This window comes from Flexivirga sp. YIM B11880 (genome assembly GCF_058148645.1).
The window spans coordinates 1-21,011 of sequence record NZ_JBMAMH010000020.1 but is presented as its reverse complement, the minus strand read 5'-3'; the positions used below and the strand labels follow the sequence as shown (position 1 = coordinate 21,011).

Genomic DNA, 21,011 nt, shown 5'->3' with positions numbered 1-21,011 from the left:
CACAGCGGGCGGAGCCGCACGACGTGTCCACATGATGGTCACCCAATCGTTACATTGGGTGTGGAGCTGTCAGCCGACCCAGATCTGCGCGAAGTCCGGCAGACCCTTGTTCGGGTCGTTGGCGACATTGTGCACCTTGTTGCCGAGAACGTAACTGCTGGTCGAGTAGGACAGCGGGATCCCCATGACTTGGGCGGTCATCTTCTTGTCGAAGGCGAGCCACTTGCTCTCCGCGGCCGTCGGGTCCATGGAGCTGATGTCGTTCAGCTCTTTGTCGATCGCCGCTGATTGCAGGTTGGCGACGGAGCGGCCGTCCTTGGCGGTGGAGGAGCTGAACAGCTGCGGGTAGATCGAGTCGCCGGACGGCCAGTCGTAGCACCAGGAGCTGATGCCCTGCCCGAAGTTCTCCGGCGCGTTCTCGTCGCTGGTCTTGTCGGAGATCTGCTGCGTGCTGACCGGCACGTCCTTGACCTTGAACCCGGCGTCCTGCAGCGCTGTTTTGAGCGCGTTGTTCGCCGACACCGCCTCCGGCTTGTCGCTCACGTAGAAGTAGGAGAGTTCGAAGCCGAGCTTGCCCGCGTTCTTCAGCATCGCCTTCGCCTTGGCAGGGTTGCCGTTCCCGGTGCCCGTCAACCCGTTGACCGGCGGATACTGCTTCATGCCGGGCACCTGCGGCGGAGCATAGGTGGTCGCCGGCTCGAAGGTAAGGGTGCTGTCACCCTCGGCCTTGCGGGTCTGGTTGTAGGGGTAGGCGACGGCGATCGCCTTGCGCACCGCGAGCGGGATCTTCTGCGAATTGAGCGGGAGGTAGGACTCGCACGGCGACGGCCCGAAGACGACCTGCGTGGGCTGGGACGTCGCCTTGGACTCCACACCGGCGTCCAGACCGGAGATGTCGATGGTGGTCGCCCCGCTGCCGGCGTTGGCGAAGATCTGCTGCTGCTGGGTGAGCGCGGTGACCCCTAGCCGGACGTCGATGGTGTCCGGGAACTGGCGCCGGATCGGGTCGGACTTGGCGTTCCACTGCGGGTTCTTGACCAGCGTGATCCGCTGGCCCTTGGTGAACGACTTGAACATGTACGGCCCGGTCGCCAGCGGGCTGTTCTCGTAGGCACCCTTCTTCTCGGCAGACTTCGGCACCGGTGAGGCGGCGGGGAACGCCAGGTAGTAGGGCAGCGTCGGCCACTTGCGGACCAGGTGGAAGATCACGGTGTCGTCGCCCTGTGACGTCACGCCGTCGAACTTCTTCCCCGCGTCCTTGAACGGACCCTTGTACGTCGCACCGCCCTTGAGGTAGGTCTGCAGATAGGGCACCGGTCCGTTACCGCCGAGATCGGGGTCGAACGACCGCTGGATCGCGTAGACGAAGTCGGCAGCCTTCACGGTCTCACCGTTGCTGTACTTCATGCCCGGCTTGATCTTGAAAGTCCAGGTCAGACCATCCGCCGACTGCTTGCCCAAGCCTTGCGCCAGGTCGGGGACCAGCGTTGAGACGCCCTTGCTGCTGATCTGGTAACCGGTGAGGCCGCGGGTCACCAGGCCGGACAGGATGCCCATCGAGAACTCGTAGTAGGCGCCGGCCGGGTCCCACGTCGGAGGCGACCCGGCGTCCGTGATCGTGAGCGTGCCACCCTTCTTGGCGCCCTGGACCGCCGGGGCCGGTCCGGCGACCGAGGGGTCCATGGCCGCGGCGGTGGCCTTGGCACGCGGGGTGGACGACGTCTTGCTCGAGGTGTTGTTGCTGCTCGGTCCGCTACTGCTGCACGCCGCAAGCGGCATCGCAAGCATGACGGCGGCAGCGGCGATCTTGCTCGACCTACGCATGGTTACTCCGATTCGATGGCACGACGGGACGATGCCTCGCAAGATGTCACGAACTCCCTTGCGGCGTGCGGTATTTACGACACCTGAAACGAGATCGTTACTTGTTTACCATCACGGTTGCCGCGGCGGAAGGGCGTCCGACGAACCACGAATGATGCCGCGCAACGACTGCCACCGCGGGCCGAGACTCTGCTCCCACCCGCGCTCGGTCGGCCGGTAGTAGTCCGCGTCGACGAGATCGTCGGGCAGGTACTGTTGTGGCCCGACGCCACCGGGCTCGTCGTGGCTGTAGCGGTAGCCGTCCCCGTGGCCGAGGGCGGCGGCACCGGCATACCCCGAACCGCGCAGATGGGCCGGCACCGCTCCCCCGCGCCCGGAGCGCACGTCCTCCAACGCCGCGTTGATGGCGCGGTACGACGCGTTCGATTTCGGCGCCAGCGCGTTGTGCACCACGGCCTGCGCCAGGATGATCCGTGCCTCCGGCATCCCGATCTGCGCGACAGCGTGCAGCGCGGCGACGGCTGTCTGCAGGGCGGTCGGGTCGGCCATGCCGACGTCCTCACTGGCGCTGATGACGATGCGTCGGGCGATGAACCGCGGATCCTCGCCCGCCTCGAGCATTCGCGCCAGGTAGTGCAGCGCGGCATCGACGTCGCTGCCGCGCATCGACTTGATGAGCGCACTGGCGACGTCGTAGTGCTGGTCGCCGGCGCGGTCGTAGCGCACGGCGGCCGTGGCCATCGCCTGCTCGACGTGCTGCAGCTCGATCGGCACCGGACGGACCTCCGGGCGTGCGGCGTCCAGGGCGACGCCGGCCGCGGCTTCCAATGCCGTCAAGGACCGCCGGGCGTCGCCGCCCGCCATACGGACCAGATGCGCGCGAGCGTCCTCGCTGAGGGTGAACTCCCCTGCCAAGCCGCGGCTCTCGCTGATCGCGTCGTCGAGCAACCGGACGATGTCGTCGTCACCGAGCGACTCCAGCCGGACGAGCATGGACCGCGACAGCAGCGGGGCGATCACGCTGAAGCTGGGGTTTTCGGTCGTGGCCGCGACGAGCACCACCAGGCGATTTTCGACACCGGGCAGCAGCGCGTCCTGCTGGGCCTTGCTGAAGCGGTGAATCTCGTCGAGGAAGAGCACCGTCTGCCGACCGTAGAGACTGCGGTCGCGCGTCGCCTGCTCCATGACGGCACGCACGTCCTTGACGCCGGCGTTGATCGCGGAGAGCTCGACGAAGCGCCGGTCCGCGGCGTTGGCGACCAGGTGCGCGAGGGTCGTCTTCCCGGTGCCGGGCGGCCCCCACAGGATCGCCGAGATCGGTCCGGCAGCGCCTTTCGCACCCTCGATCAGCCGGCGCAACGGACTGCCCGGCTTGAGCGCCTCCCGCTGGCCACGAACCTCCTCGAGCGATCGGGGGCGCATCCGGACGGCGAGCGGCGCGGCGGTCTCGCCCGCCGCTGCGTCATCGCCGGCGGCGCTGAACAGATCGTCGGACACGCATGCCACGCTAATGGCTGTGCCGGACACCGTGATTCGCCGCCTCCCGGGCAGCGCGCTGCACCAGCTGTTCGCCGACGACCCGTTCATCCGCTGGGACCTCGCGCGGCCGCATGTCTCGGACATCTGGGTGCATGGCGATGCCGTCGCGTTCCAGCGTCATTCGCATTCTCGGCACATCCATGGCATCTCGGTGCTGGGCGGTGACGACGTCCCGCAGGTGCTCGACGCCGTGCTGACCGATCTGCCGCATGAAGTGAACGGCATTGCCGTCGAGCGGAAGCACTTGCCGTTGCTGAGGAACCGCCTGGGCGACCGGCTCGTGTCAGGCGGCGACTGGGACTGGATGTGGACCGACCGGCCGCCCGCGATGCTGCCGGCGGAGGCGCGGCTCGTCGCGCTCGATGACGTGCACGACGCTGGGGTCATCTCGGCACTCAACGAGATCGGCAGCCCCACCGCGGAGTCGGAGCCGGGCACCGGCCGGACGGAGCTGTGGCTCGGCGCCCGGGACGGCGGACAGCTGGTTGCGGCCGGCGCCATACATCGGACTCCGGGCGGTGCTCCGCATCTCGCCGGGATCGTCGTGCACCCGAAGGCGCGTGGTCGTGGACTCGGTGTCGCACTGACCGCCGCGCTGACCCGCTGGGCGATCGGCCGCGCCGGCGTCTGCACCCTCGGGATGTATGCCGACAACGACCGCGCGCGCCGCATCTACACCGGGCTCGGCTTCACGGTGGCGCGGGAGTGGGGCAGCCGGAGGCTGCTACCGGCCGATACGGCCGGCCCCGGCGTCTGACGGTCAGTGGCACACCTACCGGCGAGTGGCATAGCTGCTGCTGTGCCACTCGCCGGTTTCTGTGCCGGTCGGCGCTCGGTCAGCTGGTGCGCGGATTGACCGCCTCCGCGCCCTGCGGTGCCGGCGCGTCCTTCGCCGGTTTGGCGTCGACACCGGCCTCCTTGCGCTGCGCCGCCGTGATCGGGGCCGGCGCGGCGGTGAGTGGGTCGTAACCGCCACCGGACTTCGGGAAGGCGATGACCTCGCGAATGGAGTCAGACCCCGCGAGCAGTGCACAGATGCGGTCCCAGCCGAACGCGATGCCGCCGTGCGGCGGAGCGCCGAACTGGAAAGCGTCCAGCAGGAAGCCGAACTTCTCCTGCGCTTCCTCTTCGCCGAGGCCCATCACCTTGAAGACGCGCTCCTGAATGTCCTTGCGATGGATACGGATCGAGCCACCGCCGATCTCGTTGCCGTTGCAGACCATGTCGTAGGCGTAGGCGAGCGCCGAGCCGGGGTCGGTGTCGAAGGTGTCGAGGTATTCCTTCTTGGGCATGGTGAACGCGTGATGGACCGCAGTCCAGGCCCCCGATCCGACCGCGACGTCACCGGAGGCGACGGCCTCGGCGGACGGCTCGAACAGCGGGGCGTCCAGCACCCACAGGAACGACCACTTCGACTCATCGATGAGTTCGCAGCGACGACCGATCTCCAGCCGGGCCGCGCCGAGCAGCGCGCGGGACGACTTCACGTCGCCGGCGGCGAAGAAGATGCAGTCGCCCGGCTTCGCACCGACATGCGCCGGCAAGGCCGCGATCTCGGCCGCGGTGAGGTTCTTGGCCACCGGCCCGGTGAGCGTGCCGTCCTCCTGCACCAGGATGTAGGCAAGGCCCCTTGCACCGCGCTGCTTGGCCCACTCCTGCCAGGCGTCGAGCTGTCGGCGCGGTTGCGACGCACCGCCGGGCATGACGACCGCCCCGACATACGGCGCCTGGAAGACCCGGAACGTGGTGTCCTTGAACAGCTCGGTGCACTCGACCAATTCGAGCTCGAAGCGCAGGTCCGGCTTGTCGGAACCGTACTTGGACATCGCGTCGGCATACGTCATCCGCGGGAACGGCGTCTCGATGTCGACGCCGATGACCGCCCAGAGCGCCTTGGCGATCGCCTCGCCGAGCTCCAGGATGTCGTCTTCCTCGACGAAGCTCATCTCGATGTCGAGCTGGGTGAACTCCGGCTGCCGGTCGGCGCGGAAGTCCTCGTCCCGGTAGCAGCGGGCAATCTGGTAGTAACGCTCCATCCCGGCGACCATCAGCAGCTGCTTGAACAGCTGGGGGCTCTGCGGCAGGGCATACCAGCTGCCCGGCTGCAGGCGCGCAGGCACCAGGAAGTCGCGAGCACCCTCCGGTGTGGACCGGGTGAGCGTCGGAGTCTCGATCTCGACGAAGTCGCGCTGGGCCAGCACCGCGCGCGCTGCGGCGTTCACCTTGGAACGCAGCCGGATTGCACCACCTTGCGCCGGCCGGCGCAGGTCCAGGTAGCGGTACTTCAGGCGCGCCTCCTCGCCGACGTTGATGCGCTCGTCGATCTGGAACGGGAGCGGCGCCGACTCGGACAGCACCTCGATGGAGTCGGCGACGACGTCGATCTCGCCGGTCGGCAGGTCGGGGTTGACGTCCTTGCTGTCGCGAGGCCGGACGGTGCCGGTGACGGCAACGCAGTATTCGTTGCGCAGCCCGTGGGCGGCGCCGGTCAGCACCTCGTCGCGGGCGACGACCTGGACGACACCGCTGGCGTCGCGCAGGTCGAGGAAGGCGACCCCGCCGTGGTCGCGCCGGCGGGCGATCCATCCGGCGAGCGTGACTGTCTGGCCTGCGTTTTCGGCACGCAGAGTGCCGGCGTCGTGGTTGCGAAGCATGATGTGCGTTCCTTTCGGGTCGGTTCCCGTCAAGGTCGCGATGTGGGGCACCTTGCCGGGAAGGCAGCCCTGGAGGTGTGGGCGGGGGCCAGATCGCGGTGCCACCACACCTTCGCCGAGGAGATCTCGGCCTCTCGTCGGTACGCCGCACGCGCGTCCTTCGGGCGGCGCCCGGCATACGACTCGAGCGCCCGGTGGGTCGTCACGCCACCACCTCGGGCGTCCGCCATCCTATGACGGCGTCCGTCCTGCCGGGAAATCGATTACTGCACGATGTCGGTGCCGCCGGTGCGTGATGTGACCACGCCGCTCCCCGCTGGGGACCGACTTCAATAGGCTGGAGGAATGACGACCTGCGAGCCCGGTGCGCTGCTCGCGACGGGCGCGACGGCCTTGGTGTACGAGCTCGACGACCGCCGGGTGCTGCGCCGCTATCGCGACGAGCGCTGGCCGGTGGATCGCGTTGTGACAGCGACGAATACCGCGTCAGCCGCCGGTGTTCCGACCCCTCGCGTGTTGGCGGCCGACGGACCCGACCTGGTGCTCGAGCGGGTCGACGGGCCGACGATGCTGGCCGAGATGACGGCCGGTCGCCTGACGATGAACGACGCCATGACGCTGCTCGCGCAGTTGCACCGCACCACGCACGCCGTGCACCGCCCGACCGGCGATCACGACCTGCCGCAGCGCACGGGCGGCGACAGTCTGATCCATCTCGACCTGCACCCCAACAACGTGCTGATGGCACCGGCCGGGCCACAACTGATCGACTGGGAGAACGCGTGCTGGGGTCCGCCCGGGCTCGACGTCGCGGTCACCGCAGTGATCCTCGCCTGTTATGCGCTGGCCTACCGCAACGACCAGGCGACGGACCCGACCGACCTGCTCGACGCGTTCCTGCGGGCCGCGGAACCGCTGACGCACCTCGGCGAGGCCGTGGCCTTCCGGCGCGATCGGGTCGACTTCATGCCCGCGGCCGAAGCGGTGCAACTCGACAACGCCGCCGGTTTGGTGCGCTATCTGACCGATGGGCTCGCTCAGTAGTCCTCCCCGTCCAGGTAGAACCAACGACCAGCGCGTGTGGCGAAGCGACTGCGCTCGTGCTGCGTTCCCCCGTCGTATGACGCGACGAACTCCACCATGCCGGTCTCCTCATCGGGCCCGCCGCCGCGAACCTCGAGGATTTCCAGCCCTTTCCAACCGATCGACCGATCGATCACGACCTCCGGCGGGCGTGTGCTGGGATGCCAGGTCCGCCACAGGTGCTCACGGTTGCCGTAGTAGTAGGCGGTGTAGCGCGAGCGCATCAGCTCCTCGGCCGTCGACGCCAGCCGCTCGGTCGTGAGCAGCGGTCCGCAGCAGTCGTCATACGCCGTGCCGGAGCCGCAGGGGCAGGGGTCGTCGGTGCTCACCGTTCACACCGTAGACCGCTCGCCCGTGGCCGGACCGATGGCCGTAGGCTGCTGTGCCGTGTCGAAAGTGTTGAACTCCATCCCCGTCGGCGAGCGCGTCGGCATCGCTTTCTCCGGTGGTCTGGACACGTCGGTGGCCGTGGCCTGGATGCGCGACAAGGGCGCCGTGCCCTGCACCTACACCGCCGATCTCGGTCAGTATGACGAGCCGGACATCGACTCCGTCCCCGGCCGGGCCGGCCAGTACGGTGCCGAGCTGTCCCGGCTGGTCGATTGCAAGCGACAGCTGGTCGAGGAGGGTCTGGCCGCCATCGCGTGCGGGGCGTTCCACATCCGCAGCGGCGGTCGGATCTACTTCAACACCACGCCGCTCGGCCGTGCGGTGACCGGCACGCTGCTGGTCCGGGCCATGCGCGAGGACAACGTGTCGATCTGGGGTGACGGATCCACCTTCAAGGGCAACGACATCGAGCGGTTCTACCGCTACGGCCTGCTGGCCAATCCGGACCTGCGCATCTACAAGCCGTGGCTGGACGCCCAGTTCGTCGACGAGCTCGGTGGCCGGCACGAGATGTCGGAATGGTTGCAGGCCAAGGGACTTCCCTATCGCGACTCCACCGAGAAGGCCTACTCCACCGACGCCAATATCCTCGGCGCGACGCACGAGGCCAAGAAGCTGGAGCTGCTCGACACGTCCATGGAGATCGTCGAGCCGATCATGGGTGTGCGCTTCTGGGACCCGGAGGTGCACATCGAAACCGAAGAAGTCACAGTCCGATTCGAGCGCGGACGGCCGGTATCGATCAACGGGCAGACGTTCGATGACGTGGTCCAGCTGTTCAAGCTCGCGAACGAGATCGGCGGCCGCCACGGGCTCGGGATGTCGGATCAGATCGAGAACCGCATCATCGAGGCCAAGTCGCGTGGCATCTACGAAGCACCTGGTATGGCGCTGCTGTTCGCGGCATACGAGCGCCTGGTCAATGCGGTCCACAACGAGGACACCATCGCGCAGTACCACAACGAGGGACGTCGCCTGGGTCGTCTTCTCTACGAAGGCCGTTGGTTCGACCCGCAATCCCTGATGATCCGTGAGGGCTTGCTGCGCTGGGTCGCCTCGGCGATCAGTGGTGAGGTCGTGCTGCGGCTGCGACGCGGCGAGGACTACTCGATCGTCGACACCCGCGGCGACACCTTCAGCTACCACCCGGACAAGCTCTCGATGGAGCGCACGGAGGATGCGGCGTTCGGACCGACCGACCGGATCGGCCAGCTCACGATGCGCAACCTCGACATCGCCGACACGCGCTCGAAGCTCGAGCTGTATGCCGGACTGGGAGCGCTCCCCCAGCGCGAGACCGAACTCGTCGGCGAGCTCAGGCCCGGTGGTGCTGCTGCGATTTCGGCCAACCCGGCCGTGGACGGCGACGAGGACGACGCACTGGATCGCGCGGCGATCGACTTCGGTGTCGACTGAGCACGTTGTCGCGGACACTGCGCTCGTCTTCGAGGGCGGTGCCATGCGCGGCAGTCACTCGGCAGGCCTGGTCGTCTCGCTCATCGAGGCCGGCATCCGGATCACCTGGATGGTGGGGATCTCCTCGGGCGCGACCAACGCCTCCAACTACGTCACCCGTGACACCTGGCGAGCGCACGCATCATTCACGACGTTCGCTCAGGAACCGCAGTTCGGCGGCTGGGGCAGCTTCGCGCGCCGTCAGGGCTTCTTCAACTCCCAGTTCATCTACCAGGAGTCCGGACTGCCCGACAACGTGCTGCCCTTCGACTGGCAGACCTACGCGGCGTCGACCGATCAGTGGCGAATCGGGGCGTTCGACGCGACCACCGGCGAGACCGTCTACTGGGGCCGCGAGGACATGACCAGCTTGCCGGATCTCCTTGCCAGAGTGCAGGCTTCGGCGTCCATGCCGGTGCTCATGCCACCGGTCCACCTGGACGGCCACGTGTATGTCGACGGCGCCCTCGGCACGTCGGGCGGCATTGCGCTGGACGCGGCGCAAGCAGACGGATACGAGAAGTTCTTCGTGGTGCTGACCCAGCCTCGCTGCTACGTGAAGAAGCCAGAGGGCAAGGACTGGTTCTTCAAGCAGTATTACCGCCGCTACCCGGCGGTCGCGGAAGCGTTGCGCACTCGAGCGGCCCGCTACAACGAGACACGACATCAGCTCTTCGAGCTCGAAAAAGCAGGTAAAGCCTACGTTTTCGTGCCCGACATCGCACCGGTCGCCAACGGCGAGCGCCGCTTGCCCGTGCTCGAAGCGAGCTATCGGGCGGGCTACGAGCAAGCCCAGCGGGAGCTGCCCGCCATACGCGAATTCCTCGGGCTGGCCTGACACACGCTTGCTACCTCGGCGACAGGTTCCTGACAGGACGCGGCCGAAGGCTTGGCTTGAGTCGGCCGAGTCGCGGCCACCGGACCGAAGGATGCTCATGCCCTCCTCGAAACGCATCGCTGCCACCGTCATCACCACCGGCGCCCTGCTCGCGGGTGGGACAGCCGTCGCGCACGCCGCGAGCTCCACCCCGTCGGCACCGCCGACGACCACACCGGGCACAATGCATCCCGGCCACCCGCGCGGGACCGCCGTCACCGGATCGCAGCTCGCCAAGGTCACCGCCGCGGTCAAGGCCAAGGAGGGCGCAGTCACCGTCGAGCACGTCGTCAAGACCCCCGACGGCCACTACCACGTGCTCGCCACCAAATCCGGCAAACGCGTCGGGTACGACGTCAGCGCCGACCTGAAGACCATCACCCAGCACACCTTCGACGCCCGCGGGCCGCGCGGTCACGGCTCAGGAATGCGAGGCACTGCGGTCACCGGATCGCAGCTCGCCGAGGTCACCGCCGCGGTCAAGGCCAAGGAGGGCGCGGTCACCGTCGAGCACGTCGTCAAGACCTCCGACGGCCACTACCACGTGCTCGCCACCAAATCCGGCAAACGCGTCGGGTACGACGTCAGCGCCGACCTGAAGACCATCACCCAGCACACCTTCGACGGCCGCGGTTCCCGTGGCGACTGCGGGCCGGGAATGACGCCGCCGTCGGGTTCGGCGTCCGGATCGGGCGCTCCGTCGAACTCCGCGCAGCAGTCCTGACAGGGTTCACCGGTCGACGAGCGTCCGCGCGAGCTCGGCCGATCCCGGCGGGTAGAGCGGATGCGTCTCGTCGACGTCGTCGATCGGTCGCCACCACACCGGCATCGGGTCCCCGTCGTCGGTGAACGTCTTGCCCTCTGCCGGGATGATGGCGGGGTCCCGCAGCGTGCCGGCATACACGAAGACCACCTCGTGCCCCAGCCGGCCGTTGATGCGGTAGATGTTCTCCAGCACGTCCAGCAGACGCGTCTCGACCAGTTCGCCATCCAGCTCCTCGGCCACCTCGCGCTCGAGCGCGGCCCGCGCCGTCTCCCCCGGCTCGATGTGGCCACCGATGAGCCGGTCGTATCCGTGCGGATTCTCAGCGGTCGGTCGCAGCCGGGCGACCGCGTGCGACCTGCCGTCCGTGTTCGGCAGGATCACCATCGCCTTGACCCTGATGTGCTCGATCATGCGATCGCGACGAGACGATCCAGGGCTTCGTCCAGCGCGTCGGTCGCGCCGCAGAAGCTGATCCGGACGAACCGGTTGCCGTTGACCGGATCGAAGTCCACACCGGGCGCGAGAGCGACACCGGTGCGATCGAGCACGTCGGCGCACCACCGGAGCGTGTCATCGGTGAGGTGCGACACGTCGCAGTATGCGTAGAACGCACCGTCGGGCGGCGCGAAGGACGTCACGCCCAGCTCGGGCAATCGGCGCAGCAGCAGGTCGCGATTGACGGCATACCGCTCGACATGGCGCTGCAACTCGGCATGTGCTTCCGGCGAGAACGCAGCGACGGCAGCATGTTGCGAGACCGCCGGCGCGCAGATCGCCAGATTGGTCTGGAGCACGTCCACCGGACGGCGCAGTGCCTCCGGCAGGAGGTTCCACCCGACCCGCCACCCGGTCATCGACCAGAACTTGCTCATCGAGCCGAGGACGACCGCCTCGTCGGTGAAGGCGCGCGCGGTCTGCGCCGCCGCACCGTAGGAGATGCCGTGATAGATCTCATCGGAAAGCAGCAGCACGTCGTGTTCCGCGCACCACTCGGCAATCGCGGCGAGTTCAGCTGCCGCGATGATCGTGCCGGTCGGGTTCGCCGGGCTCGCGACAATGACTCCGTCGAGTGGGGACTGTGCCTGTACCCGGTCCAGTTGCTCGACCGTCAGCTGGAAGCGCGTCGCCGCACCGCAGTCGATCTCGACCGGCTCGATCCCCGACGCTCGCAGCGTGTTCCGGTATGCCGGGTAACCCGGACGTGCCATCGCGACCCTGCTTCCCACGTCGAACGCGGCCAGCAGCACGGTGCTGAAACCACCCGACGACCCGGTGCTGACCAACACCTCGTCGACATCGATCGCCACGTCGTACGCCGAGCGGTAATGCGCCGCGATCGTCTCCCGCAGCAATGGGATCCCGTCACCCTCGGTGTAACCGAGTGAGTCCGTCTCCAGCACCGCGTGCACGGCGTCCAGCGCGGCACGCGGCGCCGGCGTCGACGGCTGTCCCACGCAGAGCAGGATCATGTCGCCGTGGCTCCGCTGCCGAGCGGCCGCCGCACGCACGACCTCCATCACATGGAACGGCTCGACCGAACTGCGTTCCGACGGTTGCCTGCTCATTGGTCAGGTCCTTCGGTCACTGCCGGTATGCCGGATGCTCCGGCCACGGCGCGTCCGCCGGACGCAAGGTCTGCCACTGACGCCGCCGCCCGATGTCGGTCGCCAGCAGCGCCGAGACGGCGATGGAGTTGTGCATCCGGCCGGCCAGAATCGCGTCGAGGGCGTCGTCCAGCGCCACCCATCCGGTCGGCATGTCGAGCTCCTCGCCCTCCCGCACGAAGTCCTCGGCCACGGAGTCGTGCACGTCCCTCGCGAGGAACACGCGCAGGTTCTCCGACAGCGCGCCCGGCGAGGTGAACAGGTCGACCAGCACATTCCACGTGCCGGCGTCGAGGTCTGCCTCCTCGCGGAGTTCGCGCGCCGCCGCGTCCCGCGGGTCCTCACCGGGCTTGTCGAGCAGGCCCGCCGGCACCTCCCAGTCGAACGCGCCCACCGGGTGGCGGTACTGCTGGATGAGCAGCACCTCCTCGGCGCCGGGCTCACCGCGCAGCGCCACCACCGCGACCGCTCCGGTATGGCGCACGAAGTCCCGCCTGACGTGGCCTCCGGCGCCGAGGTGGACGTCTTCGGTCACCACGTCCCAGACCCGGCCGTGATAGACCACCTCCGAAGAGGTCACCTCCTGAGGATCGAGTCGATCGGCGAGCGGAGTCGTCAGGCGATCATGCCGGGAGCTCATGGTGTCCTTTCGCGAGATTCACTGAGCAGCAACAGGATCGGCGGTCTTCGGCTTCTCCACCTCGACGAGCCGCGCGGCCCGCTGCTGGTCGATGGCCGCACCGATCAGCCCGGCGAAGAGCGGATGCGCACGGTTGGGCCGGGACAGGAACTCCGGGTGCGCCTGGGTCGAGACGTAGTAGGGATGCACCTCGCGGGGCAACTCGGCGAACTCGACCAGCTCACGGTCCGGCGAGAGCCCGCTGAAGATCAGGCCGGCTTCTTCCAGCTCGCCCCGGTAGGCGTTGTTGACCTCGTAGCGGTGCCGGTGTCGCTCCGAAACACTCGTCGCGCCATACGCCTCGGCGATCACGCTCTCGCCGAGCAGCTGCGCCGGGTAGGCGCCCAGCCGCATCGTGCCGCCGAGGTCTCCCGCGCCCTCGACATACGCCTTCTGCTCCTCCATGGTCGCGATGACCGGTGCCGGTGTCTCCGGGTCGAACTCCGTCGAGGACGCTCCCTCGATGCCGGCGACGTTGCGGGCGTATTCGATCACCATGCACTGCAGTCCGAGGCAGATGCCCAGGGTGGGAACCTGGTGCTCCCGGGCCCACCGCAGCGCGCCCAGCTTGCCCTCGATCCCCCGCACCCCGAAGCCGCCGGGGACCAGCACCGCATCCACGCCACCGAGCGCCTTGGCAGCACCGGCCGGCGTCGTACAGTCGTCGCTCTTGACCCAGCGGATGACGACCTTGGCATCGTGGTGAAAACCGCCGGACCGCAACGCTTCCGTCACCGACAGGTAGGCATCGGGCAGGTCGATGTATTTGCCCACGAGCGCCACCTCGACCCGGTGCTCCGGCTCGTGGACCCGCGCCAGCAGCCGGTCCCAGGCGCGCCAATCGACGTCCCGGAACGGCATGCCCAGTCGCCGCACGACGTAGGCGTCGATGCCTTCGGCGTGCAGCACCTTCGGGATGTCGTAGATGCTCGGAGCGTCGACACAGGCCGCCACGGCCTCCAGGTCGACGTCGCACATCGAGGCGATCTTGTGCTTGATCCCATCGGGCAGGTCCCGATCCGCCCGCAGCACCAGCGCATCCGGCTGGATGCCGACCTGTCGCAGTGCAGCGACCGAGTGCTGGGTCGGCTTCGTCTTGAGCTCTCCACTCGGCGCCAGGTAGGGGACCAGCGACACGTGCAGGAAGAAGACGTTGTCGCGCCCGACGTCCTGACGGACCTGACGAGCCGCCTCGAGGAACGGCAGCGACTCGATGTCCCCGACCGTGCCCCCGATCTCGGTGATGATCAGATCGACGTCCGGCGCGGCCTGGGCGCGCATCTGGGCCTTGATCTCGTTGGTGATGTGCGGGATGACCTGCACGGTGTCACCGAGGTATTCGCCACGTCGCTCCTTGGCGATGACCTCGCTGTAGACCTTCCCCGTCGTGACGTTGGCGTCCCCGGCGAGGTTGACGTCCAGGAACCGCTCGTAGTGCCCGATGTCGAGATCGGTCTCGGCGCCGTCCTCGGTGACGAACACCTCACCGTGCTGGAACGGGTTCATCGTGCCCGGGTCGACATTGATGTAGGGATCGAGCTTCTGCATCGTCACCCGAAGCCCGCGAGCGCGGAGCAGGTGTCCGAGGCTGGAGGCGGTGAGCCCCTTGCCGAGCGAAGAGGCAACGCCTCCGGTCACGAAGATGTGTTTCGTCTGCTCCACCACGGGCTCTCAGTCTACGTCATCGGCCGCGCTCGCCCGGCGCGGACGGAGCACGCAGTACGTAATTCCGTGCGGCGTCGCGAAAACCCTTGGTGCTGGGGCGATCTCGTCCGATTCGGCACCGTCGGTGCGGCGTGTTGCCCGGCGAGAACCAACTACCGGCGCGCCGCGTCCAGGAGTTCCCGGGCGTGCTCGCGGGCCGAGGCGCTGTCGCTGACACCGCCGAGCATGCGCGCGAGTTCGGCCAGCCGCTCCTCCCCCTCCACCGCGGTCACATCGCTCGCGGTCACCTGGTCGTCGCTGGATTTGCGCACCACCAACTGGCGGTCGGCGTATGCCGCGACCTGGGCCAGGTGGGTGACCACGATGACTTGGGCGCCCCGCGCGAGCCTGGCCAGCCGGGCGCCGATGTCGAGCGCTGCAGCGCCTCCGACGCCGGCGTCCACCTCGTCGAACACGAAGGTCGGGACGGTCCCGCCGGCGGTGACAACCTCCAGGGCGAGCATCACCCGGGACAACTCACCACCCGAGGCCGCTTTCGCCACGCTGCGCGGTGCCGAACCGGCATTCGGCGCGAGCAGGATCTCGACATCGTCGATGCCGTGCGGGCCGCGCCGGCCCGGCTCGCTGGTCACCTGCACGGTGAGCTTCGCCGACCCCATGGCGAGATGCGCGAGCTCCTCGGTGACGGCTTTCTGCAGCTTGCGGGCCGCCTTCGTCCGGGCGGAGCTCAGATCCGACGCGGCGGCGTCGAGTTTGGGCTCCAGGTCGGCGAGCTGCGCCCGCAGCGCTTCGATGCGGTCGTCGGAGCCGGCCAGCTCGGCGGCTTCCAGCGCTGCCGCCTTGCTCCACAGCAGGACCTCGTCGATGCTCTCGCCATACTTGCGCAGCAGGGCGGTCAGATCCGCCCGGCGTTGCTGCACCTGCTCCAGCCGTGCCGGGTCGACCTCGAGGTCCGCCAGATACGACGCCAGATCGCCCGCGATGTCGGTGGCCAGCACGCCGAGCTCGCGCAACCGGCCGTCCAACGCGGCGAGTTCGGCGTCGTGATCGACGAGGCCGGCCAGCGCCTGCCGCGCCCGGCCGACCAGCGCGACGACGTTGGGTGCGTCATCGGTCGCCTCGCTGCCGGCGAGCACGTCGTGCGCGGTGCCCGCCCCGTCGCGCAGACCGTCGGCGTGGGTGAGCCGCTCGGACTCGGCCGCCAACTCGAGGTCCTCGCCCGGCGCCGGGTCCACGCGCTCGATGTCCTCCAGCGCCGCAGTCAGCAGGTCGAGGCGTTGAGCCCGGTCCCGCGCCCGGCCGGTCAGGTCGGCCAGCTCGGCGCGGACCTGCTGCCACGTGGTGTGCAGGCCTCGGTATGCCGCGAGCGCGGCCGCGACCGGCTTCCCGCCGAACTCGTCGAGCATCACGCGGTGCTGCTCCGGTCGCTGCAACCGCCACTGGTCGGCCTGGCCGTGGACAGCGACGAGCAGCTCGCCCAATTCGGCGAGCACCCCGACGGGCGCGCTACGGCCGCCGATGTGCGCTCGTGAACGGCCTTGCCCCGACACGGTCCTGGCGAGGATCAGCTCCTCGTCGACCTCGGCTCCGGCTTCCTGCGCGCGGACCACGGCGGGGTGGTCCGTCGGCAACTCGGCGATGCCCTCGACATACGCCTTGTCGGCGCCGCCGCGCACCAGTCCCGCGTCGCTGCGTCCACCGAGCAACAGCCCGAGGCCCTGCACGACCATCGTCTTACCGGCACCGGTCTCACCGGTGACGACGTTGAGGCCCGGTGACAGCTCGAGCAGGGCGTCGTCGATGACGCCCAAGCCCTGGATCCGCAGTTCCCGCAACACCTGCCGCAGCCTAGCCAGCCCACGCCGCCAAGGACCCGCCAGCTCCGGGACGATCGGTGCCGCGCCAGCCGGAGACGGACAGGTCGAACTTCGCAACGAGCCGGTCGGTGAACGGAGCATCGGTGAGCCGCGCGAGCCGCACCGGCCGGTCGGACCGGCGCACTTCGATGCGAGCGCCCTGTGGCACGTCGAACGACCGCCGCCCGTCGCACCAGAGCACGGCCTGGGCGTCGGTGGTGTCGCGGAGGTCGATGGCGATGTGCACGTCATGGCTGAGGACGAGCGGCCGGGCGAACAAGGCGTGCGCGGAGATCGGCACCACGAGGATCGCGGCCACGCCGGGCCAGACGATCGGCCCCCCGGCGGAGAAGGCGTATGCCGTGGAGCCGGTCGGCGTGGCCATCACCACTCCGTCGCAGCCCCAGGTGGACAGGGGTCGCCCGTCGATCTCGAGCGTGACCTCCAGCATCCGCTCCCGGGACGCCTTCTCGACAGACGCCTCGTTGAGCGCCCAGTTGGTCCACAGCGACTCCCCTGCGAGGAACGCCTCGATCTCGAGGGTCTCGCGTTCCTCCACTGTCCAGTCGCGGTCGACGATCTTGCGGACGGTGTGATGGATGTCGTCGCGCTCCGCTTCGGCGAGGAATCCGACATGGCCCAGGTTGATGCCCAGCAACGGCACGCCGGACTCGCGCACGATCTCCGCGCCACGCAGGATCGTGCCGTCGCCGCCCAGCACCACCGCGAGCTCTGCGCCGTCCGGCCGGGGAACCTCGTGGCCGGTGACGCCGGGCTCGCCGAGCACACCGAATGCACCGAGTTCACCGGTCTGACCGACCACCTCGATGCCGTTCGTCGTCAGGCCGTGCACCAGTTCTGCCGCGACATGGAGCGCCTCGGGCCGGCCGGGATGGCCCACCAGCAGGACGTGTCTCGTCATACCCGCCGAGCCTCCTTCTCCTGCGCCAGCAGTCGCCCGAGCACCGTCCGCACGTCCATGTCCGACATACTGCCCCTCGGCTCGTGCCGCGCCCACAGAAGGTATTCCCGATTGCCGGTGCCGCCCTCGATGGGGCTCGCCGTCAGCCCGTGTACCGAGAGGCCGCCCTCGGCAACCGTGGCGAGCACCTCCCGGAGGACGCGGTGTCGCTCGTTCGGTGACGACACCACGCCGGTGCGTGCCAGGCGCTCCCTGCCCACCTCGAACTGCGGCTTCACCAGAGTGACCAGGTCACCGGACGACGCGGTGAGCGCGGCCAGCCGGTCCAGGACCAGGCGCAACGAGATGAAGCTCAGGTCCGCCACCACCAGGTCGAAGGGGCCGCCGAGCTGCTCCGGCCGGACGTCACGCACATTGACGCCCGAACGCTCGACCACCCGCGCATCCGCGCGCAGCACGGCGGCCAGCTGGCCGTGACCCACGTCGAGTGCGACGACCTCGCGAGCGCCACGGCTCAGCAGGACCTGGGTGAAGCCGCCGGTCGAGGCGCCGACATCGATGCAGCGGCGGCCGCGGGCGGCGATCGGGAACGCCTCGAGTGCGCCGAGCAGTTTGTATGCCGCGCGACCGACCCAGTCATCGACCTCGCCGCTCACCTCGAGTTCTGCGGCATCGACGGCAGCTGACGCCTTGGTGACGGGCACGCCGGCAGCGGTCACCCGGCCGGCGTCGATGAGTTGCTTGGCGACCGCCCGCGATCGAGCCAACCCGCGCTCGACGAGGGCTGCGTCTGCCCGCACCGGATCAGCCGGAGAGATCGGAGAGACGCTGCTGCAGCTGACGGTGCACCGAGGTGATGTCCGCAATGTGCCCGTCCAGCAGCTCCGGGTCCGCAAGGGTGCCGTCTGTGGTTGCGTGCTCCTCCGGGTGGGGCAGCTGGGCGATGACCTGGTCGACCCGAGCGTCGCCGGTCGAGGCAAACCGGTCGTCGACGGCCTCCTGCGTCGACTCGCCCGCGGTGTCGCCGGCGCTCGGCTCCGACACCGTCGCCGGTGCTGCCGGGTGGGCGAACAGCCGTGGGGACGGGGCTGGTGTGCTCGGTGTCTGCTCCGCGTCGGTCACCGATCCATTATGACCGGCCGTCGCGTCCGTCATTTCGCCGCGCCGCGGCCGGTCTGCTTCGTGGCGGTGGGCCGGGCGGCTCCGGTTTTGCTCGTCGTGGTTTTCGTGGCCGCTTTCCTCGGCGTTGCGCCGGCCCTGGCCGCGGTCTTCTTCGCAGCGGCTGTCTTGGTCGCGCTCTTCTTGGCTCCCGCTGTCCTCGGCGTGGTCTTCTTGGCCGCGCTCGAACGCTCGGGAGCCGAGCGTTTCATCGCTGCGCGGCTGGCTCGGGTCGGTGCCGCGGCATCGCTCCCGCTGCCCGGAGAGGTGCTCGCCCGGCGCAGGGCCGCCACCTCGGCTTCGAGCACCTCGATCCTGCGCTGGGCCGCTTCGAGATCGCTGCCACGCACCAGACCGAGCCGGGTCAGTTGGCGCTCGAACTCGGTCGTGACGAGGTCGTGCACCAACTGCTGGTTGGCGGCCGCTGCCTGCAGCAACTCCTCGGCGAGTTGGCCGGCGCGCCCGGAGGTGTCGCCGACGCCAGGCAGCTCGAGCAGCGTCGATGCCGCCTCGAGCGCCTTCGCCCGGGTGAGCTCACCGGCTCCGCTGAGCAACTGCAGTGCTGTTCTCACGCTGTTGATCGCCATATCGCCTCTTCCAGCCATGCCGGTCCCTCCATCGCTCGCAGCAATGCGCCATCATCGCGCCGTCATCGCCACCTCGACCAGGCTAGCCCGACAGCTGCGGACCTGGGGCCTCCTGCGACCCGACGTCCTCAGCGCGAGGGCAGCGCCGCAACGGCCTCGTCCGGGGTCAGGACCTGCGCATCGATCGCTTCCCACAGCACTCGGAGCGCGAGGCGCAGCCGGTCGATCCAGTCCGGCCCACCGGAGTCCGACCGGTCGGTGTAGTCGATCTGGAAGCTGCTGCCGGCACCGGAACCGCTGGCAGCGGCGGTCTCCGTCGCCCACCGGCCGTCGAGATTGCGCTGCGGTTCGTCGTACGGCCGGCACAGCGCACGGAGATCCTCGGCGACGAAACGGGGTCGCGAGTCGGCGTGGGCGCGGACCAGGTCCGCCGGCCCGTGAACGCCGGTCAGCACGTGCAGCGCGCTCATGCCGGCAGCATGCGCACCCTCGATGTCGGTCTCCAGGCGGTCACCGATGCCGAGCGTGTGATCGGTGTCGGTGCCCAATGCCTGCGCAGCCAGTTCGTAGAGCAGCGCGCCGGGCTTGCCGACCACGACCGGGTCGGTGTCCACAGCCAACCGAACGGCACGGACCAGCGACCCGTTGCCGGGTGCGACCCCGCGTTCGGTCGGAAGGGTCAGGTCGTCGTTCGTCGCCACCCAGCGGGCGCCGCCTTGGATGGCATAGGCCGCCTCACCGAGCGCGGCTGCCGTCACTTCCTTCCCGTAACCCTGGAGCACGGCGTCAACGGAGACGTTCTCGGCGTCTGCCGGATCGACGGGCCGCAGGTCGACGGCATGCAGTGCCTCAGCCACTCCGGGTCCGCCGATGGCCAGCACCTTTGCGCCGGTGGGCAGCTGCTTCGCCAGCTGCCGGGCGCCTGCGACGGAACTCGTGAGCACGTCTGCGTCGTCGAGGGCGATTCCCAACTTTCGTAACGCCTCTGCGACCACGGCGGGCGGGCGGGACGCGTTGTTGGTCGCATAGACGATACGAGCGCCGGAGCGCCGAGCGTCGGCCAGCGACTCGACGGCGTGTGGCAGGGCCTGCGCACCGCGGTAGACGACACCGTCGAGGTCGCAGACCAGTCCGGGAAAGCGCTCAGCCAGCGGCTCGCGCGCAACGTCCCCGCCGGTGTGCTCGGATGGGCTGCTGCTCCCCGATGCCGACCGCCGTGCTGGTGACTCGCCCGACAACGGCTGGTCCACTGAATTCTCCGACATGACACCCATCTTGCCGACGGAGAGCGAGCGCGGCCGCACCGCCCTGCGGCTGACGCGGTGACACCGTGCTCAGGTGCCGCCTCTCACGACCCGCACCGCCTCCGCCTCGACCTCATAACGGCTCGCCACTCCTGTCGGCCCGCGCCAGAAGCGGCGACGCAGCGCACCTGTCACGTCTATCGTCTCGGTGCCGGTATACGACAGCGCCCGGCGCCGGGTGTCGGCCGTCCAGCAGGCTACGTCGATGGTGTCGACAGTCGGCGTACGACCGGTATCGCCGGCGCCTGCCTTGCGGAGCGCGGTGGCGGGGCGATCGACCACCACACGCAACTGCACGACCTCGGCGCCGCTGGGCAGGTGCTTCACTGTTGGCGGCGCGCTGAGCCGACCGATGAGGTGTACCTCGTTCGTCGCGGCCGGAGATGCGCGCTTCGCCCGGCTCGCTCGAGCATCAACGGTTGACGATTTGGTCTTGGTGGGCATCACACGCTCCTTGTCTTTCCGAACACTCGTTCGTAGCAGCAGCATGCTGGGTGCGCCGGGGGCCGTCACCGGTCATCACCCGGCGTTGTGCATGAACCTGCTGTCCGGAAGCGGATGTGGATGAGTCGGAGCCGCGGTCAGGCGCCGGCGTCGTCCTCCGCCGGCGCGCCGTCATCGCCACGCCCGTCGTCGGCAGACTCGTCC

The 21,011-nt window shown here is 69.0% G+C and carries 20 protein-coding genes; 5 read left to right on the top strand and 15 right to left on the bottom strand.

All coding sequences use genetic code 11. The features are described 5' to 3' along the window. Positions 1 to 69 precede the first annotated feature (69 nt). Both ACN8HC_RS18510 and ACN8HC_RS18505 read right to left on the bottom strand, forming a co-directional pair. Positions 70 to 1,824 carry an ABC transporter substrate-binding protein gene (locus ACN8HC_RS18510; RefSeq protein WP_490076326.1) on the bottom strand — a complete coding sequence of 585 codons (1,755 nt, stop codon included), beginning with the start codon at positions 1,822 to 1,824 and terminating at the stop codon, positions 70 to 72. A gap of 111 nt (positions 1,825 to 1,935) precedes the next feature. Beyond that, positions 1,936 to 3,321, bottom strand: a complete 1,386-nt coding sequence (locus tag ACN8HC_RS18505; protein ID WP_490076325.1) for a replication-associated recombination protein A — start codon at positions 3,319 to 3,321, stop codon at positions 1,936 to 1,938. Positions 3,322 to 3,340: 19 nt separating this feature from the next. Between ACN8HC_RS18505 and ACN8HC_RS18500 the strand changes: the two genes are divergently transcribed. Then, on the top strand, positions 3,341 to 4,120 hold the full coding sequence (locus ACN8HC_RS18500) for a GNAT family N-acetyltransferase (protein ID WP_490076324.1): 780 nt from the start codon (positions 3,341 to 3,343) through the stop codon (positions 4,118 to 4,120). Positions 4,121 to 4,199: 79 nt separating this feature from the next. On the opposite strand, the gene aspS is transcribed toward ACN8HC_RS18500, so the two are convergent. Continuing rightward, entirely contained in the window at positions 4,200 to 6,017 is a 1,818-nt protein-coding gene (gene aspS / locus ACN8HC_RS18495; protein ID WP_490076323.1) for an aspartate--tRNA ligase, read from the bottom strand. Positions 6,018 to 6,362: 345 nt separating this feature from the next. On the opposite strand from aspS, the gene ACN8HC_RS18490 reads away from it, so the two are divergent. Next, on the top strand, positions 6,363 to 7,061 hold the full coding sequence (locus ACN8HC_RS18490; RefSeq protein WP_490076322.1) for a phosphotransferase: 699 nt from the start codon (positions 6,363 to 6,365) through the stop codon (positions 7,059 to 7,061). Here the strand turns inward: ACN8HC_RS18490 and ACN8HC_RS18485 are convergent. After that, the gene (locus ACN8HC_RS18485; protein ID WP_490076321.1) at positions 7,055 to 7,429 is read right to left on the bottom strand and encodes a YchJ family protein; all 375 of its coding nucleotides are present in this window, start codon (positions 7,427 to 7,429) and stop codon (positions 7,055 to 7,057) included. The genes ACN8HC_RS18490 and ACN8HC_RS18485 overlap by 7 nt on opposite strands. 58 nt (positions 7,430 to 7,487) lie before the next feature. Between ACN8HC_RS18485 and argG the strand changes: the two genes are divergently transcribed. The 3 genes from argG (at position 7,488) to ACN8HC_RS18470 (ending at position 10,546) form a co-directional block, all read left to right on the top strand. Next, a complete protein-coding gene (gene argG, locus ACN8HC_RS18480; RefSeq protein WP_490076320.1) occupies positions 7,488 to 8,906 on the top strand; it encodes an argininosuccinate synthase in 1,419 nt (472 codons plus the stop codon). Then, positions 8,896 to 9,783 carry a patatin-like phospholipase family protein gene (locus ACN8HC_RS18475; RefSeq protein WP_490076319.1) on the top strand — a complete coding sequence of 296 codons (888 nt, stop codon included), beginning with the start codon at positions 8,896 to 8,898 and terminating at the stop codon, positions 9,781 to 9,783. The genes argG and ACN8HC_RS18475 overlap by 11 nt, the downstream gene beginning before the upstream one ends. 97 nt (positions 9,784 to 9,880) lie before the next feature. Beyond that, positions 9,881 to 10,546, top strand: a complete 666-nt coding sequence (locus tag ACN8HC_RS18470; RefSeq protein ID WP_490076318.1) for a hypothetical protein — start codon at positions 9,881 to 9,883, stop codon at positions 10,544 to 10,546. A gap of 6 nt (positions 10,547 to 10,552) precedes the next feature. Here the strand turns inward: ACN8HC_RS18470 and ACN8HC_RS18465 are convergent, their stop codons facing one another. From ACN8HC_RS18465 to ACN8HC_RS18415, 11 genes are all read right to left on the bottom strand, one after another. Next, positions 10,553 to 10,999 carry an NUDIX domain-containing protein gene (locus ACN8HC_RS18465; protein WP_490076317.1) on the bottom strand — a complete coding sequence of 149 codons (447 nt, stop codon included), beginning with the start codon at positions 10,997 to 10,999 and terminating at the stop codon, positions 10,553 to 10,555. Then, complete coding sequence (locus ACN8HC_RS18460; RefSeq protein ID WP_490076316.1) at positions 10,996 to 12,153, bottom strand: aminotransferase class I/II-fold pyridoxal phosphate-dependent enzyme; 1,158 nt, start codon at positions 12,151 to 12,153, stop codon at positions 10,996 to 10,998. The genes ACN8HC_RS18465 and ACN8HC_RS18460 overlap by 4 nt, the downstream gene beginning before the upstream one ends. A gap of 16 nt (positions 12,154 to 12,169) precedes the next feature. After that, entirely contained in the window at positions 12,170 to 12,772 is a 603-nt protein-coding gene (locus ACN8HC_RS18455; RefSeq protein WP_490076315.1) for an NUDIX domain-containing protein, read from the bottom strand. Positions 12,773 to 12,850: 78 nt separating this feature from the next. Next, positions 12,851 to 14,536: a CTP synthase gene (gene pyrG / locus ACN8HC_RS18450; protein ID WP_490076314.1), complete on the bottom strand. Its 1,686-nt coding sequence runs from the start codon at positions 14,534 to 14,536 to the stop codon at positions 12,851 to 12,853. A gap of 152 nt (positions 14,537 to 14,688) precedes the next feature. Beyond that, a complete protein-coding gene (gene recN / locus ACN8HC_RS18445; RefSeq protein ID WP_490076313.1) occupies positions 14,689 to 16,374 on the bottom strand; it encodes a DNA repair protein RecN in 1,686 nt (561 codons plus the stop codon). A 10-nt stretch (positions 16,375 to 16,384) separates the two neighbouring features. Next, the gene (locus ACN8HC_RS18440) at positions 16,385 to 17,314 is read right to left on the bottom strand and encodes an NAD kinase (RefSeq protein ID WP_490076312.1); all 930 of its coding nucleotides are present in this window, start codon (positions 17,312 to 17,314) and stop codon (positions 16,385 to 16,387) included. Continuing rightward, positions 17,311 to 18,114: a TlyA family RNA methyltransferase gene (locus tag ACN8HC_RS18435; RefSeq protein WP_490076311.1), complete on the bottom strand. Its 804-nt coding sequence runs from the start codon at positions 18,112 to 18,114 to the stop codon at positions 17,311 to 17,313. Before ACN8HC_RS18435 ends, ACN8HC_RS18440 begins: the two co-directional genes overlap by 4 nt. Before the next feature lie 4 nt (positions 18,115 to 18,118). Beyond that, positions 18,119 to 18,436, bottom strand: a complete 318-nt coding sequence (locus tag ACN8HC_RS18430; RefSeq protein ID WP_490076310.1) for a hypothetical protein — start codon at positions 18,434 to 18,436, stop codon at positions 18,119 to 18,121. Positions 18,437 to 18,465: 29 nt separating this feature from the next. Continuing rightward, positions 18,466 to 19,059 carry a hypothetical protein gene (locus tag ACN8HC_RS18425; protein ID WP_490076309.1) on the bottom strand — a complete coding sequence of 198 codons (594 nt, stop codon included), beginning with the start codon at positions 19,057 to 19,059 and terminating at the stop codon, positions 18,466 to 18,468. Between the two features lie 128 nt (positions 19,060 to 19,187). Further along, on the bottom strand, positions 19,188 to 20,324 hold the full coding sequence (locus ACN8HC_RS18420) for an HAD-IIA family hydrolase (RefSeq protein ID WP_490076308.1): 1,137 nt from the start codon (positions 20,322 to 20,324) through the stop codon (positions 19,188 to 19,190). A gap of 69 nt (positions 20,325 to 20,393) precedes the next feature. Next, complete coding sequence (locus ACN8HC_RS18415) at positions 20,394 to 20,807, bottom strand: single-stranded DNA-binding protein (protein ID WP_490076307.1); 414 nt, start codon at positions 20,805 to 20,807, stop codon at positions 20,394 to 20,396. Positions 20,808 to 21,011 lie beyond the last annotated feature (204 nt).

Bases quoted from the DNA above. Each gene is read 5' to 3' on its own strand.
- ACN8HC_RS18510 (WP_490076326.1), bottom strand. From the start codon at position 1,824: ATGCGTAGGTCGAGCAAGATCGCCGCTGCCGCCGTCATGCTTGCGATG.
- aspS (WP_490076323.1), bottom strand. From the start codon at position 6,017: ATGCTTCGCAACCACGACGCCGGCACTCTGCGTGCCGAAAACGCAGGC.
- ACN8HC_RS18490 (WP_490076322.1), top strand. From the start codon at position 6,363: ATGACGACCTGCGAGCCCGGTGCGCTGCTCGCGACGGGCGCGACGGCC.
- ACN8HC_RS18470 (WP_490076318.1), top strand. From the start codon at position 9,881: ATGCCCTCCTCGAAACGCATCGCTGCCACCGTCATCACCACCGGCGCC.
- ACN8HC_RS18465 (WP_490076317.1), bottom strand. From the start codon at position 10,999: ATGATCGAGCACATCAGGGTCAAGGCGATGGTGATCCTGCCGAACACG.
- ACN8HC_RS18460 (WP_490076316.1), bottom strand. From the start codon at position 12,153: ATGAGCAGGCAACCGTCGGAACGCAGTTCGGTCGAGCCGTTCCATGTG.
- ACN8HC_RS18440 (WP_490076312.1), bottom strand. From the start codon at position 17,314: ATGACGAGACACGTCCTGCTGGTGGGCCATCCCGGCCGGCCCGAGGCG.
- ACN8HC_RS18425 (WP_490076309.1), bottom strand. From the start codon at position 19,059: ATGGCGATCAACAGCGTGAGAACAGCACTGCAGTTGCTCAGCGGAGCC.
- ACN8HC_RS18420 (WP_490076308.1), bottom strand. From the start codon at position 20,324: ATGTCGGAGAATTCAGTGGACCAGCCGTTGTCGGGCGAGTCACCAGCA.
- ACN8HC_RS18415 (WP_490076307.1), bottom strand. From the start codon at position 20,807: ATGCCCACCAAGACCAAATCGTCAACCGTTGATGCTCGAGCGAGCCGG.